Source organism: Streptomyces sp. NPDC031497 (assembly GCF_055580905.1).
This window is the reverse complement of sequence record NZ_JBVIKO010000039.1, coordinates 1-16728: the sequence shown is the minus strand read 5'-3', so window position 1 is coordinate 16728 and position 16728 is coordinate 1. Positions and strand designations below refer to the sequence as shown.

Genomic DNA, 16728 nt, shown 5'->3' with positions numbered 1-16728 from the left:
GCGCCGAAGGGATCCCCGCTCACTCCTCGCCGTAGCGGGGGTCCACCGTCTCCGGGGTGAGGCCGAGCAGTTCGGCCACCTGTTCCACGACGACCTCGTGCACCAGCGCGGCCCGCTCGTCGCGGCCCTTGGTGCGGATCTCGACCGGCCGCCGGTACACGACGACGCGTGCCCGGCGTCCCTCGCGCGCGGGAATGACCCCGCCCAGCGGTACCGCCTCGTCGCTCCAGCTCTCGTCGTGCCGGTCCTGGAGCCGGGGCACTTCAAGGACCAGGAAATCGATGTCGGCCAGCTGTGGCCAGCGCCGCTCCAGACGTTCCACGGAGTCCTGCACCAGGTCCGCGAACACGTCGGCGCGGCTCGCGGCCAGCGGCACCTGAGGTGGCGCGATCGGCCCGCGCATGCCCCGACCGTGGCGATCGCGTCGACGGGGCCCGGGGCCGGCGGCACGGGGCGGTACACGGTTGTCCATCACTGGTGAAGCGTAGTCCTCGCGGGCTCCGGGCGCGCCGCCCCACACCTCGACACCGCCCGGGGTGACATGTCGGAGGATGACCATTCCAGCCAAGGTTGGGCTCGTTTCCGTATCTCCACAAGACCGACGAGCTCAAGGCAATTGACGGTGTTTGTACCGACTCGTGAACAGATGCGATACTGTCCGGAATCCTGGACGGTGCCGTCCACGCAGGTCAGCGGGGCGTGTCCGGAGGGGTGTGTGGGGCGTTTCACAACACGACACGGTGGAGTGACCTGGGGGAGAGTCGTCGCGGCCCGCTCAAGAGTGCGGTACCGTCCAACGTCGTGAGCCCTGTACGTCGCTGTTCGCGAACCGCCTGCGGCCGACCCGCCGTCGCGACGCTGACGTACGTCTACGCCGACTCGACCGCGGTCCTCGGCCCGCTCGCCACCTACGCCGAACCCCACTGCTACGACCTGTGCGCCGAGCACTCCGAGCGCCTCACCGCCCCGCGCGGCTGGGAGGTCGTCCGGCTCATCGACGGCTCCGCCCCGGCCCGTCCCAGCGGGGACGACCTGGAAGCACTCGCCAACGCGGTGCGCGAGGCGGCCCGCCCCCAGGAGCGGGCGGCCGAGGCGGGCGGCGGACGCGGCGCGGACCCGATGGAGGTCGCACGGCGCGGCCATCTGCGGGTGCTGCGGTCACCGGACAACTGAGCCGCTCTCCTGCCAGGTCGCCCCGGATCTCCCCGCTCCCTCCGGCTCCTCTTCCTGGACGTACCCCTTCGGTCCTTCCCCTGCCGTCCTGTTCGTTGCCGCACACCCATTGACGTGTCGTTGTCGCGGACACGACCATTCCGGATGACCGGCGGGAAATCGCTTTCCGCATGTCGGAATCCGGGGAGGCGCCCGTGTACGTCCAGGAACTGGAACCCCTCGCCGGCTCCCTGGGCCTGTCCGCCCTGGTGGCCGCCCTGCCCCTGGTGATCGTCCTGATCCTGCTCGGCGGTGTCCGGGTGAAGGCCCACCTCGCGGCCCTGACGGGCCTTGTGGCGGCCGTACTCGTCGCCCGCCTCGCCTACGGCATGCCGCTCGGCCAGACGCTCTCCAGCGCCGCTCAGGGCGCCGCGTTCGGTCTGTTCCCCATCCTGTGGATCGTCGTCAACGCCCTGTGGGTGTACCGGATGACGGTCCGCACCCGGCACTTCGACATCCTGCGCCGCTCGTTCGGGCGACTCTCCGACGACCCGCGCATCCAGGCCCTGGTGATCGCCTTCTGTTTCGGCGCCCTCCTGGAGGCGCTGGCCGGATTCGGCGCACCGGTCGCGATCTGCTCGGTCATGCTCGTCGCCCTCGGCTTCGACCCGGTACGCGCGGCCGTGCTCGCCCTGGTCGCCAACACCGCCCCGGTCGCCTTCGGCGCCATGGGCACGCCCGTGGTCACACTCGCCCAGGTCACCGGAGTGCCACTGGACTCGGTGGCCTCCGTGGTGGGCCGTCAGACCCCGCTGCTGGCCCTGGTGGTGCCCTTGGTACTGGTCGGCCTCGTCGACGGCACACGTGGACTCCGCGAGACCTGGGTGCCCGCCCTGGCATGCGGAACCGCCTTCGCCGCCGCCCAGTTCGCCGCCTCCAACTACGTCTCCGCCCAACTCGCGGACATCTGCGCCGCGCTGGCCGGCGCGGCCGCCCTGGTCGCCGTACCGCACGCGCGCGTGCCCGCCGCCGAGGAGGTGCGTGCGGCCGTGCTCACCGGCGCCCGCAGCGCGGACCTCGACGAACCCGACCCGCGCCCCGAAGTCCTGCGCGCCTACGCCCCGTACGCCCTCATCGTCGTCGTCTTCTCCGTCGCCCAGATCCCGCCCGTCAAGGACTGGCTGGCACAGGCGAACCAGGTCTACGACTGGCCCTTCCTGGACGTCGTCGGCCCGAACGGCCAACCGGTCGGCGGGAATCTCTTCACCTGGCCGGTGGTGTCGACCGGCGGCACCCTCGTCCTGCTCGCCGGCGTCGCCACGGCGGCCGTCCTTCGCGTGCACGCGCGCGTGGCGGTCGCGGAGTGGGCGGCGACGGTACGGGAGTTGAGGTTCGCGATCCTCACCGTGACATCCGTCCTCGCCCTCGCCTACGTCATGAACCTCTCCGGACAGGCGGCCACCATCGGCCAGTTCGTGGCGGCGGCCGGTGCGGGCCTCGCCTTCCTGTCGCCGGTCCTCGGCTGGTTCGGCGTCGCGGTCTCCGGCTCCGACACCTCGGCCAACGCGCTCTTCGGCGCCCTTCAGGTGAGCGCCGCGCACGAGTCGGGACTCTCGCCGGAACTCCTGGCGGCCGCCAACAGCTCCGGCGGCGTGCTCGGCAAGATGATCTCCCCGCAGAACCTCACGATCGCCTGCGCGGCGGTCGGCCTGGAGGGGCGGGAGGGGGACCTGCTGCGCAGGGTGCTCCCGTGGAGCCTCGGGCTGCTGCTGGTGATGTGCCTGATCGTGGCGGGGCAGAGCTCGCCGGTGCTGGGGTGGATGCTGCCGTGACGGGCTGTGGGAGGGGGGTGCGCGGACGGGCTGCGCGGGTCTGGTTGTGTGGGGCGGCTGTGCGGGTCTGGTTGTGTGGGGGCGGGGTGCGCGGACGGGCTGTGTGGGGCGGCCTGCGCATGGTCGGTAGTGCGTGACCGGCTGCGCATCACCGGTAGTGCGTGACCGGCAGTGCGGACCGGCTGGGGGTGACCGGCTGTGCGGGACTGGCCGGGTCTGACCGTGGTGGATCGCAGGACCGAGTGGGATCGCATCGGATCGGCGTAGATCGCCGCAGATCACGGCCGGGAGAGCGCTGGGAGGCCGCCGGGAGTCCGCGCCGGGAGTCCGTCGGGGATCCCGCTGGCGGATCCCGCGTCCGCGCCTCACCCGGGGCAGGTAGTTTGGGGCGACCGATAGGACTTCAGGAGGGTTGGCCCGTGGTTGCTGATCTGTCGCAGATCGTCAAGGCGTACGACGTGCGCGGGGTGGTTCCGGACCAGTGGGACGAGGCGCTCGCAGAGCTGTTCGGCGCCGCGTTCGTACAGGTGACCGGCGCCGCCGCGATCGTCGTCGGCCACGACATGCGGCCCTCCTCGCCCGGCCTGTCCCGCGCCTTCGCGCGCGGCGCGGCGGCCCGCGGCGTCGACGTCACCGAGATCGGCCTCTGCTCGACCGACCAGCTGTACTACGCCTCGGGCGCGCTCGGCCTGCCCGGCGCGATGTTCACGGCCTCGCACAACCCGGCGCAGTACAACGGCATCAAGATGTGCCGCGCGGGCGCCGCTCCGGTGGGTCAGGACACGGGCCTGACGGAGATCCGGGAGCTGGCGGAGCGCTGGTCGCAGGAGGGCGCCCCGGAGCCGGCCGCCACGCCCGGAACCATCACCTCGCGCGAGACGTTGACGGATTACGCGGCCCATCTGCGCTCGCTCGTGGACCTGACCTCCATCCGCCCGCTGAAGGTCGTGGTCGACGCGGGCAACGGCATGGGCGGCCACACGGTCCCGACCGTCTTCGAGGGCCTGCCCCTGACCCTGGTCCCGATGTACTTCGAGCTGGACGGCACCTTCCCGAACCACGAGGCCAACCCGCTCGACCCCGCCAACATCGTGGACCTCCAGCAGCGCGTCCGCGAGGAGTCGGCCGACCTCGGCCTGGCCTTCGACGGCGACGCCGACCGCTGCTTCGTCGTGGACGAGCGTGGCGAGCCGGTCTCCCCGTCGGCGATCACCGCCCTCGTCGCCGCCCGCGAACTCGCCCGGAACGGCGGCAAGGGCACGGTCATCCACAACCTGATCACGTCCTGGACCGTCCCGGAGGTGGTCCGGGAGAACGGCGGCACCCCGGTCCGCACCCGCGTCGGCCACTCGTTCATCAAGGCCGAGATGGCGAGGGCCGGCGCGATCTTCGGCGGCGAGCACTCGGCCCACTACTACTTCAAGGACTTCTGGAACGCGGACACGGGCATGCTGGCCGCCCTGCACGTCCTCGCCGCCCTCGGCGGCCAGACCGGCCCGCTGTCCTCCCTCGTCGCCCAGTACGACCGATATGTCGGCTCCGGCGAGATCAACTCCACGGTCGCCGACCAGCAGGCCAGCCTCGCGGACATCCGCGCCGCCTACGGGGACCGCGACGACACCACCCTGGACGACCTGGACGGGCTGACCGTCACCGCCGCCGACTGGTGGTTCAACGTCCGCCCGTCCAACACGGAACCACTGCTGCGCCTGAACGCGGAGGCCAGGGACGAGGCGACGATGACGAAGGTACGGGACGAGGTACTGGCGATCATCAGGAGCTGAGATCGGCCCCGCCCACCCCGGCGGCGGTAAACGGCCCCGCCCACCCCTGCGGCGGTAATCTGACCGCACGCGAACATCCCACTCCCCGACACTCCGAAACCTCGAATCCCCGAAGGGAAGCCCCATGCCGCTCGAAGCCGGCCTTCTGGAGATCCTCGCCTGCCCGGCCTGCCACGCTCCCCTCAAGGAGCAGGACGCCGAGCTGATCTGCACCGGCCAGGACTGCGGCCTGGCGTACCCCGTCCGTGACGGCATCCCCGTCCTCCTCGTCGACGAGGCCCGCCGCCCCGCGTAAGCAGCACCACCGCGACCACAACCGCCCCGCATCAGGACCCCGGCAACCGGAGGCCGCTCCCATGCTCGACGAATCGCTGCTCGACACCCCGGAGGGCCTCGCCGAGGCCGACCGCCGAGGTCTGCTGCGCGGCGCGGCCGAGGCCGGCGCCCGCGTCCGTACCGCGGCCCGGCATGCCATCGAGGCAGGTGTCCAGGAGCTGAAGCCGGACGGCCGCCCGCGCGCCGTGCTGATCGCGGGCCCGGGCGTCGCCGCCACCCACGCGGCCGACCTCCTCGGCTCGCTGGCCGGCCCCGGCAGCCCCGTCATCCGGCTGGCCCCCTCCGGCGTCGCGCCGGCCGCCGGCGCCCTGCGCTGGGAGCTGCCCGGCTGGGCCGGCTCCGTCGACCTGCTGCTGATCGCCACCCCGGACGGCACCGAACCCAGCCTGTCCCTCCTCGCCGACCAGGCCTACCGGCGCGGCTGCTCGGTCGCGGCCGTGGCCCCCGCCCAGACCCCGCTCGCCGAGGCGGTGGCCGGCGCCCACGGCATGTTCGTGCCGATGGCGACGGCCCCGTACGACCAGGGCGAGCCGCTCGCAGGCTCCTCCCCGGGCGTCCTGTGGGCGCTGCTCACCCCGCTGTTGGTGCTTCTCGACCGCATTGGCCTCGTCACCGCCCCGCCGGAGGATCTGGAGAAGGTCGCCGACCGCCTCGACCGGGTCGCCGAGCGCTGCGGCCCGGCCATCGTGACCTACAGCAACCCCGCCAAGACCCTCGCCTCGGACCTCGCCGACGCGCTCCCGGTGGTCTGGACGGAGGGCGTCTCGGCCGGCCCCGCGGGCCGCCGCTTCGCCGCCGCCCTCGCCGAACTGGCCGGCCGCCCCGCCCTGGCCGCCGAACTCCCCGAGGCCCTGGCGGCCCACCACGCGCTGCTCGCCGGCCCGCTCGCCGCCAGCGCCGACCCGGACGACTTCTTCCGCGACCGCGTGGAGGAGGCTCCCGCGCTGCACGCGCACGTGGTGCTGCTGCGCGACCGCCCCCTGGGCGGCCTCACCGCGGCGCCCGCCGCTCGCGAGCTCGCACTCGGTCACGACACCCCGGTCAGCGAGCTGGAGCCCGAGGAGGGCGACGAGCTGGAGACCCTCGCGGAACTGATCGCCGTCACGGATTTCGCCGCCGTTTACCTGGCGCTCGCTTCGGGGGCCTGAGGTGGACACCGACACCGGGCCCGCCGTACGAAGGACGACCTGAGGGCCGTACCGGAGGCAAACCGGTGGGGGAACACACGGTGAACACGGCCGCCGCGCACCGGCGTACGCGCTCGCGCACGGCGTATGCGCTCGTACACCGGCGTACGCGGTCGTGGACCCGTCGTGGACCGGTCGTGGATCGTCGTACAGCGTCGTACGACGCGCCCCGCGCCCCTACGCGACGGCCCTGCTCGCTGATCGCCCCGTACGCAGAGAGAACCGGCAGAGAGAAGTCATGGACCGCCTCGACAACACCATCCGCCCCTACGCCTGGGGTTCCCCGACCGCCATCCCGAAGCTGCTCGGGGTCGAGCCGAGCGGCGAGCCGCAGGCGGAGATGTGGATGGGAGCGCACCCGGGCGCCCCTTCGCGCACCACGCGCGGCACGCTCGTCGAGGTCATCGACGCGAACCCGAAGGCCGAGCTGGGCGAGGCCGCCGTGGCCAAGTTCGGCCCGCGGCTGCCCTTCCTGCTCAAGATCCTCGCCGCCGGCGCCCCGCTCTCCCTCCAGGTGCACCCCAACCTGGAGCAGGCGCGGGAGGGTTACGAGGACGAGGAGCGGCGTGGGATCCCGGTGGACGCCCCGGACCGCAACTACAAGGACGCCAACCACAAGCCCGAACTGATCTGCGCCCTCACCGAGTTCGACGGCCTGTGTGGCTTCCGCGCCCCGGAACAGGCCGCCGAACTCCTCGAAGCCCTCGGCGTCGACTCCCTCAAGCCGTACGTCGACCTGCTGCGCGCCCACCCCGAGGAAGCGGCCCTGCGCGAGGTCCTCACCGCGATCCTCACCGCCGACCGCGAGGAGATGGCCCGCACGGTCGCCGAGACCACCGCCGCTTGCACCCGCCTCGGCGGCGACCACGCGCCCTACGCCGACCTCGCCCACCACTACCCGGGCGACCCTGGCGTGATCGCCTCGATGCTCCTCAACCACGTCCGTCTCCAGCCCGGCGAGGCCCTCTTCCTCGGTGCCGGCATCCCGCACGCCTACCTCAACGGCCTCGGCGTCGAGATCATGGCCAACTCCGACAACGTGCTGCGCTGCGGCCTGACCCCCAAGCACGTCGACGTCCCCGAACTCCTGCGTGTCGTCCGCTTCGAGGCCCGCGACGCCGGCGTGCTGCGCCCGGAGGCCGCCCCCGACGGCGAGGAGGTGTACGAGACGCCGATCGACGAGTTCCGGCTCTCCCGGTACGTCCTGCCAGAGGGCACCTCGGCCCACGACCTGACCCTGCCGACCCCGCAGATCCTGCTCTGCACGGCCGGTGCGGTCCGGGCGGGCGAGTACGACCTGACCCCCGGCCGGTCGGTGTTCGTCCCCGCAGGCGAAAAGGCGGAGGTCTCGGGCGCGGGCACGGTCTTCCGTGCCACGGTGATCGTCTGAGGGATCCATGGGTCCAGATGGGTTGGATTGTCGTACCGGGATTGTGGATACCTGACGAGCCGGTCCCGGGCAGGGCTGCAAGAATGACCCATCCGGCAAAGCACGGGCAAAGACGAGCGCACGCCTGGAAGGCGTAGACGGACGACGGCGAGAAGGGACATCGCGGACACATGAGCGCGTCAGGCGGCACCAGGGCGATCGTGGCGGCACTCGGCGCCAACCTCGCGATCGCGGCAGCGAAGTTCGTGGCGTTCGCGTTCAGCGGCTCTTCGTCGATGCTCGCCGAGGGCGTGCACTCGGTCGCCGACTCCGGCAACCAGTTCCTGCTGCTCATCGGCGGCAAGAAGGCCCAGCGCGAGGCTACCCCGCAACACCCCTTCGGCTACGGCCGGGAGCGGTACATCTACGCCTTCCTGGTCTCCATCGTCCTCTTCTCGGTCGGCGGCATGTTCGCCATCTACGAGGGCTACGAGAAGATCAGCCACCCCCACGAGGTCGAACACTGGTACTGGCCGGTGGGCGTCCTGCTCTTCGCGATCATCGCCGAGGGCTTCTCCTTCCGTACGGCCATCAAGGAGTCCAACGAACTGCGGGGCAAGCTGTCCTGGTCGCAGTTCATCCGCCGCGCCAAGGCACCCGAGCTGCCGGTCGTCCTCCTCGAGGACTTCGGCGCCCTCATCGGCCTGGTCCTCGCCCTCGGCGGCGTCGGCCTCGCCCTGCTCACCGGCGACGGCGTCTGGGACGGCATCGGCACGGTCTGCATCGGTGTCCTGCTCGTCCTCATCGCCCTCGTCCTCGCCGCCGAGACCAAGTCCCTCCTGCTCGGCGAGGCCGCCGGTGTCGAAGAGGTCAAGAGGATCGAGGCCGCGATCGTCGACAGCGACACGGTCACCGGCATCATCCACATGCGCACGCTCCACCTCGGCCCCGAGGAACTGCTCGTCGCCGCCAAGATCGCCGTCAAGCACGACGACACGGCCGCCGAGGTCGCCCAGGCCATCAACGCCGCCGAAGCCCGCATCCGCACCGCGGTCCCCATCGCCCGCGTGATCTACCTCGAACCCGACATCTACAGCGAGGCCGAGGCCGCCAAGGGCCCCGACCCCGAGGCCACCCCGGGCGGCCCGACCCCCCACCCCGCCGGCCACTGACCTCCCCGGACCGACACAGCGACGGGCCCGCCTCCTGAGACAGGGGAGCGGGCCCGTCGCCATCGGGTGCCCGTAGCCGACGAGCCCGCTCAGACCCAGCTCGCCAATGGCCCTGGCCCTGGCGCCGGTTCTGGCTCGGATTCCGGCTCTGGCCCAGCGCACGCGGAGATTCCGGCTCTGGCCCAGAGCACGCGGAGATTCCGGCTCTGGCCCAGCGCACGCGGAACGTGGGCCCGCCTCCCCCGTCCGCCGGGGAAGCGGGCCCGCTGTCATCCGGTCATCCGACCTCGCTCAGCACGCCCAGCACCGCCCGCTCGTCCGGTGCCGCCAGCAGCCGCGCCCGGAACCCGGCGTCCATCAACTTCCGGGACAGCAGCGCGAGTATCCGCAGATGCTCGTCACCGGCGGCCGCCTCCGGTACGGCGATCATGAAGACCAGCCGTGCCTTCGTACCGTCCGGCGAGCCCCACTCGACGCCCTCCGCCGACCGCGCGAACCCGACGACCGGCGCGGTCACCGCATCCGTCTTGGCATGCGGGATCGCGATCTCCTCACCGAGCCCGGTCGTCCCCTGTTCCTCGCGCCGCAGCGCGGTGGCCACCAGCTCCGCGACATCCGCGACCCGGCCACTGCCCGCCAGCAACCCGGCCATCTCCCGGATCGCGTCCTCCTTGCCGTCCGAGTCCAGCCGGACCTTGACGGTCTGCTCGGTCAGATACCCGGAGAGAACCTCGACCGAGTCGCGTTCGGATATATCCGCCGCATCCGCCGCATCCGCCGCATCCGCCACACCCGCCACACCCGGCGCACCCGGCCCGCCGATCACGCTCGCGACCGTCGGCCGGCCGGCCGCGCCCGCGGTCGCCGCCCTTGCCGTCCCCGTCGCGGTCCCCGCTGCGCCCGACGTCACCGTCGCCCGATCGGGCGCACCGCCCGCACCGACCGCCACCGGCAACGCACCCCCACCGGCCACCGCCCTGACCAGCACGGACTCCGGCACCTCGACCGGCGCGCCTGCACCCTCCGCCGGCTCGCCGCCCTTCTTCCGCACGCTCAGGTCGACCAGTGTCACGGTCGTCACCGCCGTCACCACCGCCCCGATCACCACGGCCACGAAGAACATCGGTACGCCGCTCACCGCGCCCAGCACCGCCACGATCGGCCCGCCGTGCGGCACCGCGTCCCCCGGCCAGCCCGGCGATCGCACCGGCGACCGCGCCGCCCAGCATGTTGGCCGGGATGACCTGCGCGGGCCGCGCCGCGGCGAACGGGATCGCGCCCTCCGAGATACCGAAGCAGCCCATGAAGAGGGAGGCCAGTCCGGTCTCCCGCTCCTGCTCGTCGTACAACCGCTTCCGAACCAGCGTGGCCAGCCCCTGGCCCAGCGGCATGACCGGGATCGCGGCCGCGCACATGCCCATCACCGTCTGGTTGCCGGTCGCGATCAGCCCGGCGCCGAAGAGGAACGCCGTCTTGTTGACCGGCCCGCCCATGTCGAACGCGATCATCAGGCCCAGGATCGCGCCCAGCAGGATCGCGCTGGTGCCCGTCATCCCGCTCAGCCAGCTGGTCAGATGCTCGAAGACCCAGGCGATCGGCTTCCCGATCACGTAGATGAAGAACAGCCCGAGCGCCGTCGTCGCCACGATCGGGATCACGATGATCGGCATGATCGGCTGGACGAAGTTCGGGACCTTGACCTTCTTGATCCACAGCACCAGATACCCGGCCAGGAACCCGGTCACGATCGCTCCGATGAACCCCGCGCCCGCCTTCGAGTCGTACAGCGACCCGGTGTTGGCGATCCAGCCGCCGATCATGCCCGGCACCAACGCGGGCCGGTCGCCGATGGCGTACGCGATGTACCCGGAGAGGATCGGCACCATCAGCGTGAAGCCGATGACGCCGACGTTGTTCACGTCCATCCAGAAGGAGTCCTTCGGGATGACGAGCCCGCCGGAGGGGTCCGGGTTCCCGCCCAGCGAGAGTGAGATCGCTATCAGCAACCCGCCGACCACGACGAACGGGATCATGTAACTGACGCCGTTCATCAGCGCCTTGTAGGCGACGCTCCGCTCCTTGCCGCCGCTCGCTGCCGAGTCCGCGTCAGATGCCGCGGCTGGATCCGCGGCAGAGCCCCCGGGCTGGTGCACGGGCGCCGACCGAACCCGTTCGATCAACTGCTGGGGATGGCGGATGCCCTCGGCCACCCCGACCTTGAGCACCCGCTTACCGACGAAGCGGCTCAGATCCACATCCTTGTCGGCGGCGACGATGACACCGTCCGCAGTTCTGACATCGTTGTCATCAAGCACATTCTCGGCCCCGATGGAACCCTGCGTCTCCACCTTCATGTCGACACCGCGGCTCTGAGCGGCCTGCGCGAGCTTCTCGGCTGCCATGTAGGTGTGCGCGATACCCGTCGGGCACGCGGTCACCGCCAGCAGCTTCAACGTCTTCGGCTCGTCACCGTGGCTGCCCGTGGGGGGAGGGCCGGCCGGACTGGTCACGTCGATCTCCTAACGCCTTCGTCACACGAAACGCCGTCCCGGACGCTCCGCGCGCTCGATCGGAACTCCCGATCTCCCTGCATCCTGCAACACCCCCACCCCGACTCAAAGGCGCGAAAGTCCAGGTTGATCCCCTTCTGGTCGCTCCTGTGTGCCCCCTCGCGGAGACCCTCATCACCTCTTCACATCCCACCCCGCCGACCGCGCTCGCGCCCTCGAACGGCGTGAACTGTTCGGATCCGGACTGGGGACGCCCCGCCCCACCGGTGTAGCTTGGGACGGAGCCAGACGTCGCTGCTGATGGCGGTCGGGCGGTCCCCCTGCGGACCGACCGAGGGAGAGAGGGCCTCCGACGGACTGCGCTGCGCGTACGCGGGCATGCCTGTGTCCTCTTGTCGGGCACCCCTGTGTCCGCCGCCGCGCAGACCAGCCGTACCCACCCTCGACCCGATACCGAGGAGCAGCTCGCAATGACGACTGTCGACAACCGACAGGACTTCAAGGTCGCCGACCTCTCCCTGGCCGACTTCGGCCGCAAGGAGATCACCCTCGCCGAGCACGAGATGCCCGGCCTGATGGCGATCCGTAAGGAGTACGCCGACGCGCAGCCGCTGGCCGGCGCCCGCGTCACCGGCTCCCTGCACATGACCGTGCAGACCGCCGTCCTCATCGAGACCCTGGTCGCCCTCGGCGCCGAGGTCCGCTGGGCGTCCTGCAACATCTTCTCCACCCAGGACCACGCGGCCGCCGCCATCGCCGTCGGCCCGAACGGCACGCCCGACAACCCGCAGGGCGTCCCCGTCTTCGCCTGGAAGGGCGAGACGCTGGAGGAGTACTGGTGGTGCACGGAGCAGGCGCTGACCTGGCCGAACACCCCCACCGGCGGCCCGAACATGATCCTGGACGACGGTGGTGACGCCACCCTCCTCGTCCACAAGGGCGTCGAGTACGAGAAGGACGGCAAGGTGCCGTCCGTCGACACCGCCGAGTCCGACGAACACCGCGTCATCCTCGAACTCCTGCACCGCACCATCACGGACGGCTCGCAGAAGTGGACCCAGCTGGCGTCCGAGATCCGCGGAGTCACCGAGGAGACCACGACCGGCGTCCACCGCCTGTACGAGATGCAGCGTGACGGCGAGCTCCTGTTCCCGGCGATCAACGTCAACGACGCCGTCACCAAGTCGAAGTTCGACAACAAGTACGGCTGCCGTCACTCCCTGATCGACGGCATCAACCGCGCCACCGACGTCCTGATCGGCGGCAAGACCGCGGTCGTCTGCGGCTACGGCGACGTGGGCAAGGGCTGCGCGGAGTCCCTGCGCGGACAGGGCGCCCGCGTGATCGTCACCGAGATCGACCCGATCTGTGCCCTCCAGGCCGCGATGGACGGCTACCAGGTCACGACCCTCGACGAGGTCATCGACAAGGCCGACATCTTCGTCACCACGACCGGCAACAAGGACATCATCATGGCCTCGGACATGGCCAAGATGAAGCACCAGGCCATCGTCGGCAACATCGGTCACTTCGACAACGAGATCGACATGGCCGGCCTCGCCAAGATCCCCGGCATCGTCAAGGACGAGGTCAAGCCGCAGGTCCACACCTGGAAGTTCGCCGACGGCAAGGTGATCATCGTCCTCTCCGAGGGCCGCCTGCTGAACCTGGGCAACGCCACCGGTCACCCGTCGTTCGTGATGTCCAACTCCTTCGCGGACCAGACCCTGGCCCAGATCGAGCTGTTCACCAAGCCCGACGAGTACCCGGTCGGCGTCTACACGCTGCCCAAGCACCTCGACGAGAAGGTCGCCCGCCTGCACCTGGACGCGCTCGGCGTGAAGCTCACGACGCTGCGCCCCGAGCAGGCCTCGTACATCGGCGTGAAGGTCGAGGGCCCGTACAAGTCGGACCACTACCGCTACTGAGGTACCGCTGCTGAGGTGCCTCGGCTGAGTCCGCGGCCCGCCCTCCGGGAGAACACGCCAGTGCACTGACGCGCTCTCCCGGAGGCAGACGCTCCGGTCCATCGAGGCAGGCCCCCGCACCCCCGTGTCGGGGGCCTGCCCCTTTGGCACGCCGGCCCGCCCCCGCAGCCGTACCGCAGGACCGAGCACCGGACCGGCAGCCCGCTAAGACCCAGGACCCCCATGCCCCGCGGCCGTTATTCGCTCCACGATCCGCACGATCACACCCCCCTCGGCGAAGAACACTTCCAATGCGCCCCCGGCCCCTCCGGCTGGCGTTATGTCTCCCAGGTGACCACCCCCTCCGGTGACCACGGCGGCTCGGTCGATCTCGCCCTCGACGACCTCGGCCGCCCCATCCGCCTCGAACTGCACGCCGGGAGCTGGCGGGTGCGCGGCGCCGCCCTCGACGGCGTCACCTGGGTCCGCACGGACCCCACCGGCGCTCATGCCACCGAAGGCCATGTGCGCGCCCACGCCTTCACCGGTACGTCCCCCGCGTTTATGGTCGCCACCGCCCGTCTCCTGCGCCTCACCCCTTCCGCCGCCGCGACCCGCGTACGCCTAGTGGCCTTCACGGACCCGGTCCTCGCCCCGCGCACCGTGGACCAGTCCTGGGCCTTGGTGAGAAGCGAAGCACACGCCACTGACAGTGGCCCTCTGACCGTGGACGAATACCAGGTCACAGCCCTGGACACGGGAGAGCAGCACGCCGTGCACCTGGCCGGCGACGTCGTCCTGGCGGCACCTGGAATCGAGCTGGAGGAGCTGCGGTCGCCGCCGTCCGTCTTCCCCGACTGACCGGGCTTCGGGTTCCGGCCTAGGCCGGCGGTACGAATCCGGTGGAGGGCCGTTCGATCGCCGGAGAAGTCGCCGGAGAAGCGGCGGGTGCGGGAGCCGGGGGCTGCTCCACCGGCGGGGGCGGGGGATACGTACCGGCCGGCGCCGTCGGCCCGGGCCCGTATGGAGCCGACAGAGGCGCGGGCCCCTGGGGCACCGGCGGGGCGTAGCCGTGGGGCACGCCCGGCCCATAGGGAGCACCGGGCGGCGGCGGGCCGTACGCGTCCGGCGCACCGGACTCCGAGGGGCCACGGCCGACGAAGGCCCGCCGCGCCTCCCGCGCCTGCCGCTCCTGTGCCACCGCCGCCAGATACGCCGCCGGCGGAATGCCCTGCGGCGCCGGAGTACCCGTCCGGGCCGCGAGGTCGGCCGCGAGCTGCTCGGCCATCGCCCAGGAGACCTGCGGATCGAGCTGCTGCATGCGCGTCAGGTACTGCCGGACGGCAAGCCACAGCCCGTCCGGAACGGCCGACAGATCCAGCTCGGCGAAACGTCCCGCCAGCCAGGGCGGAGGCGGCGGAATGAATCGGGTCTGCCCGACGGGCACCCGCTCACGTACGACCAGAGTCCCCGCGAACACGTCCCCCAGTCGCCGGCCGCGCGCCGAGACCAGTGAGGCGATACAGGCGACGACCCCGAACGTCATCAGAATCTCGATCACGCCGAGAGCACCACGCACCAACGCGTGCCGGAACCGGATGGGCCCGCCGTCATCGCGCACCACACGCAGTCCGCACGCCATCTTTCCCAGCGAGCGCCCATGGCTCAGCGTCTCCACCGCGATCGGCCCGCCCACCAGCAGCAACAGGAAGGCCGCGAGCGACAGGGCGACCTGTGCGGCCTCGTCCAGCGAGGCCGTGGCCGCCACCAGGCCTATGGACACACCGATATACACGGTCATGGCCACGACCAGGTCCAGCAGTATGGCCAGCGCCCTGCTGGGCAGCCTCGCGGGACGCAGTTCGAGCGCCACCGCCTCACCTGTCACCAGCTCACTCACGCCTGCCGCCTTCCCCTGGTCTGCCCCGTACAGCGCAAGTCTGCCAAGCTGAGAGCGCATCGCGCCGCAGTACGACAAGCTGACAGCTACGACAGGCAGTCGGCGACCAGCCGAGGAGCAGGCAGACCCGATGGACCTCGACGTCTTCGTCTCCGCACACCGAGCCGAGTGGGACCGCCTCGACGCGCTCCTCCGCCGCCAGCGGCGCCTCAACGGAACCGAAGCCGACGAACTCGTCGCCCTCTACCAGCGCACCGCCACGCACCTCTCCCTGATCCAGTCCAGCGCACCCGACCCACAGCTCGTCGGACGGCTCAGCCAACTCGTGGCACGCGCGCGTAGCGCTGTGACCGGGGCCCGCAGTGCCTCCTGGCGCGATGTCGTCCGCTTCCTGGGGCAGGGATTTCCGGCTGCCGTCTACCGGTCCCGTCACTGGTGGGTACCCACCGCGCTCATATCCACCGCCATCGCGATCCTTCTGGGCTGGTGGATCGGCGCCCACCCGGACGTGCAGTCGACCATCGCCGCCCCCAGCCAGCTCCGTGAGCTGACCCGTCCTGGTGGTGAGTACGAGACGTACTACTCCAGCCATCCCGCGGCCTCGTTCGCCGCCCAGGTGTGGACGAACAATGCCGAGGCCGCCGCGATGTGTCTGGTCCTGGGGGTCTTTCTCGGCCTCCCGGTGCTCTACATCCTCTTCGAGAACATGCTCAACCTGGGCGTCGGCTTCGGCCTGATGTCCTCGGCCGGCCGCCTCGACGCCTTCCTGGGCCTGGTCCTTCCGCACGGGCTGCTCGAACTCACCGCGGTCTTCGTCGCCGCGGGTACGGGGCTCCGCCTCGGGTGGACCCTCATTGACCCTGGCCCGCGCAGCCGCCGTACCGCCCTGGCGGAGGAGGGCCGCGCCGCCGTAGGCATGGCGATCGGGCTGGCCCTGGTCCTGTTCGTCTCCGGCGCCATCGAAGGCTTCGTCACCCCGTCCGGCCTGCCTACCTGGGCCCGCATCGGCATCGGAGTCGTCGCTGAGCTGGCCTTCCTCGCCTATGTCTTCGTTCTAGGCGGACGCGCCGCCCGCGCCGGCGAGACGGGTGACCTTGAGGAGACCGAGCGCAGCGCCGTCGTGCCGATGGCCGCCTGATGTGCGGAGACCCCTCGTGAGCTGCTAGTGTCCTCTTCGCCCCGGAAGACCTGTTGACACGGGTCCGGCGGGGAGGTAGATTCAAACAGTTGCCTAGAACTGGACAGGTTCAGGGCTGATCGTTAGAATCGATCTGCTTCATAACGGAGACTTCTCTCCGAACATCGAAGCCACCTCCGATTTACTCAGAAATGAGTGGCCGGTCAGACCGGCCAAGAACTTCTGATAAAGTTGGAAACGCCGAAAGAGAGCCGGAAGGCGATTGAATAGGCAAAGGCCCTCCAGCGGCCACCGGAAATGAATTCCGACCGGAAACGGAACGGAAAACGGATCTGGTAAGGTTGGAAACACCGAAGGGAAGCCCGGAGGAAAGCCCGAGAGGGTGAGTACAAAGGAAGCGACCGTTCCTTGAGAACTCAACAGCGTGCCAAAAGTCAACGC

General features: G+C 70.8%; 13 protein-coding genes and 1 pseudogene. 10 read left to right on the top strand and 4 right to left on the bottom strand.

The features are described 5' to 3' along the window. Positions 1 to 19: 19 nt before the first annotated feature. The gene (locus tag ACZ5K7_RS44635) at positions 20 to 472 is read right to left on the bottom strand and encodes a metallopeptidase family protein (protein ID WP_351706832.1); all 453 of its coding nucleotides are present in this window, start codon (positions 470 to 472) and stop codon (positions 20 to 22) included. A gap of 278 nt (positions 473 to 750) precedes the next feature. Between ACZ5K7_RS44635 and ACZ5K7_RS44630 the strand changes: the two genes are divergently transcribed. The 7 genes from ACZ5K7_RS44630 to ACZ5K7_RS44600 all read left to right on the top strand — a co-directional run bounded on the left by ACZ5K7_RS44630 (position 751) and on the right by ACZ5K7_RS44600 (position 8832). Next, complete coding sequence (locus ACZ5K7_RS44630) at positions 751 to 1173, top strand: DUF3499 domain-containing protein (RefSeq protein ID WP_351706829.1); 423 nt, start codon at positions 751 to 753, stop codon at positions 1171 to 1173. Between the two features lie 194 nt (positions 1174 to 1367). Beyond that, a complete protein-coding gene (locus tag ACZ5K7_RS44625) occupies positions 1368 to 2984 on the top strand; it encodes an L-lactate permease (protein ID WP_468923706.1) in 1617 nt (538 codons plus the stop codon). Positions 2985 to 3403: 419 nt separating this feature from the next. Next, on the top strand, positions 3404 to 4768 hold the full coding sequence (locus ACZ5K7_RS44620; protein ID WP_351706356.1) for a phosphomannomutase/phosphoglucomutase: 1365 nt from the start codon (positions 3404 to 3406) through the stop codon (positions 4766 to 4768). A 124-nt stretch (positions 4769 to 4892) separates the two neighbouring features. Beyond that, entirely contained in the window at positions 4893 to 5063 is a 171-nt protein-coding gene (locus tag ACZ5K7_RS44615) for a Trm112 family protein (protein WP_020940431.1), read from the top strand. Between the two features lie 61 nt (positions 5064 to 5124). Continuing rightward, positions 5125 to 6252 (top strand): SIS domain-containing protein, encoded by a 1128-nt coding sequence (locus tag ACZ5K7_RS44610; protein WP_351706352.1) that lies wholly within the window; start codon positions 5125 to 5127, stop codon positions 6250 to 6252. A 277-nt stretch (positions 6253 to 6529) separates the two neighbouring features. Then, positions 6530 to 7681 carry a mannose-6-phosphate isomerase, class I gene (gene manA, locus ACZ5K7_RS44605; RefSeq protein WP_468923591.1) on the top strand — a complete coding sequence of 384 codons (1152 nt, stop codon included), beginning with the start codon at positions 6530 to 6532 and terminating at the stop codon, positions 7679 to 7681. A 170-nt stretch (positions 7682 to 7851) separates the two neighbouring features. Next, entirely contained in the window at positions 7852 to 8832 is a 981-nt protein-coding gene (locus tag ACZ5K7_RS44600) for a cation diffusion facilitator family transporter (protein ID WP_468923588.1), read from the top strand. 277 nt (positions 8833 to 9109) lie between these two features. Here the strand turns inward: ACZ5K7_RS44600 and ACZ5K7_RS44595 are convergent. Continuing rightward, positions 9110 to 11342 (bottom strand): annotated as a pseudogene (locus tag ACZ5K7_RS44595) (fructose-specific PTS transporter subunit EIIC). Between the two features lie 470 nt (positions 11343 to 11812). Here ACZ5K7_RS44595 and ahcY point away from each other — a divergent pair. Then, positions 11813 to 13270, top strand: a complete 1458-nt coding sequence (gene ahcY, locus ACZ5K7_RS44590) for an adenosylhomocysteinase (protein WP_351706340.1) — start codon at positions 11813 to 11815, stop codon at positions 13268 to 13270. Positions 13271 to 13492: 222 nt separating this feature from the next. After that, positions 13493 to 14110, top strand: a complete 618-nt coding sequence (locus ACZ5K7_RS44585) for a hypothetical protein (RefSeq protein WP_468923584.1) — start codon at positions 13493 to 13495, stop codon at positions 14108 to 14110. 19 nt (positions 14111 to 14129) lie between these two features. On the opposite strand, the gene ACZ5K7_RS44580 is transcribed toward ACZ5K7_RS44585, so the two are convergent. Beyond that, positions 14130 to 15149, bottom strand: a complete 1020-nt coding sequence (locus ACZ5K7_RS44580) for an RDD family protein (protein ID WP_468923581.1) — start codon at positions 15147 to 15149, stop codon at positions 14130 to 14132. Positions 15150 to 15279: 130 nt separating this feature from the next. Between ACZ5K7_RS44580 and ACZ5K7_RS44575 the strand changes: the two genes are divergently transcribed. After that, on the top strand, positions 15280 to 16287 hold the full coding sequence (locus ACZ5K7_RS44575; RefSeq protein ID WP_468923578.1) for a stage II sporulation protein M: 1008 nt from the start codon (positions 15280 to 15282) through the stop codon (positions 16285 to 16287). Positions 16288 to 16425: 138 nt separating this feature from the next. Here the strand turns inward: ACZ5K7_RS44575 and ACZ5K7_RS44570 are convergent. Then, the coding region (locus tag ACZ5K7_RS44570; protein ID WP_468923575.1) for a hypothetical protein at positions 16426 to 16728 on the bottom strand (303 nt) is incomplete at its 5' end.

Bases quoted from the DNA above. Each gene is read 5' to 3' on its own strand.
- ACZ5K7_RS44635 (WP_351706832.1), bottom strand. From the start codon at position 472: ATGGACAACCGTGTACCGCCCCGTGCCGCCGGCCCCGGGCCCCGTCGA.
- ACZ5K7_RS44615 (WP_020940431.1), top strand. From the start codon at position 4,893: ATGCCGCTCGAAGCCGGCCTTCTGGAGATCCTCGCCTGCCCGGCCTGC.
- ACZ5K7_RS44610 (WP_351706352.1), top strand. From the start codon at position 5,125: ATGCTCGACGAATCGCTGCTCGACACCCCGGAGGGCCTCGCCGAGGCC.
- manA (WP_468923591.1), top strand. From the start codon at position 6,530: ATGGACCGCCTCGACAACACCATCCGCCCCTACGCCTGGGGTTCCCCG.
- ACZ5K7_RS44600 (WP_468923588.1), top strand. From the start codon at position 7,852: ATGAGCGCGTCAGGCGGCACCAGGGCGATCGTGGCGGCACTCGGCGCC.
- ahcY (WP_351706340.1), top strand. From the start codon at position 11,813: ATGACGACTGTCGACAACCGACAGGACTTCAAGGTCGCCGACCTCTCC.
- ACZ5K7_RS44585 (WP_468923584.1), top strand. From the start codon at position 13,493: ATGCCCCGCGGCCGTTATTCGCTCCACGATCCGCACGATCACACCCCC.
- ACZ5K7_RS44575 (WP_468923578.1), top strand. From the start codon at position 15,280: ATGGACCTCGACGTCTTCGTCTCCGCACACCGAGCCGAGTGGGACCGC.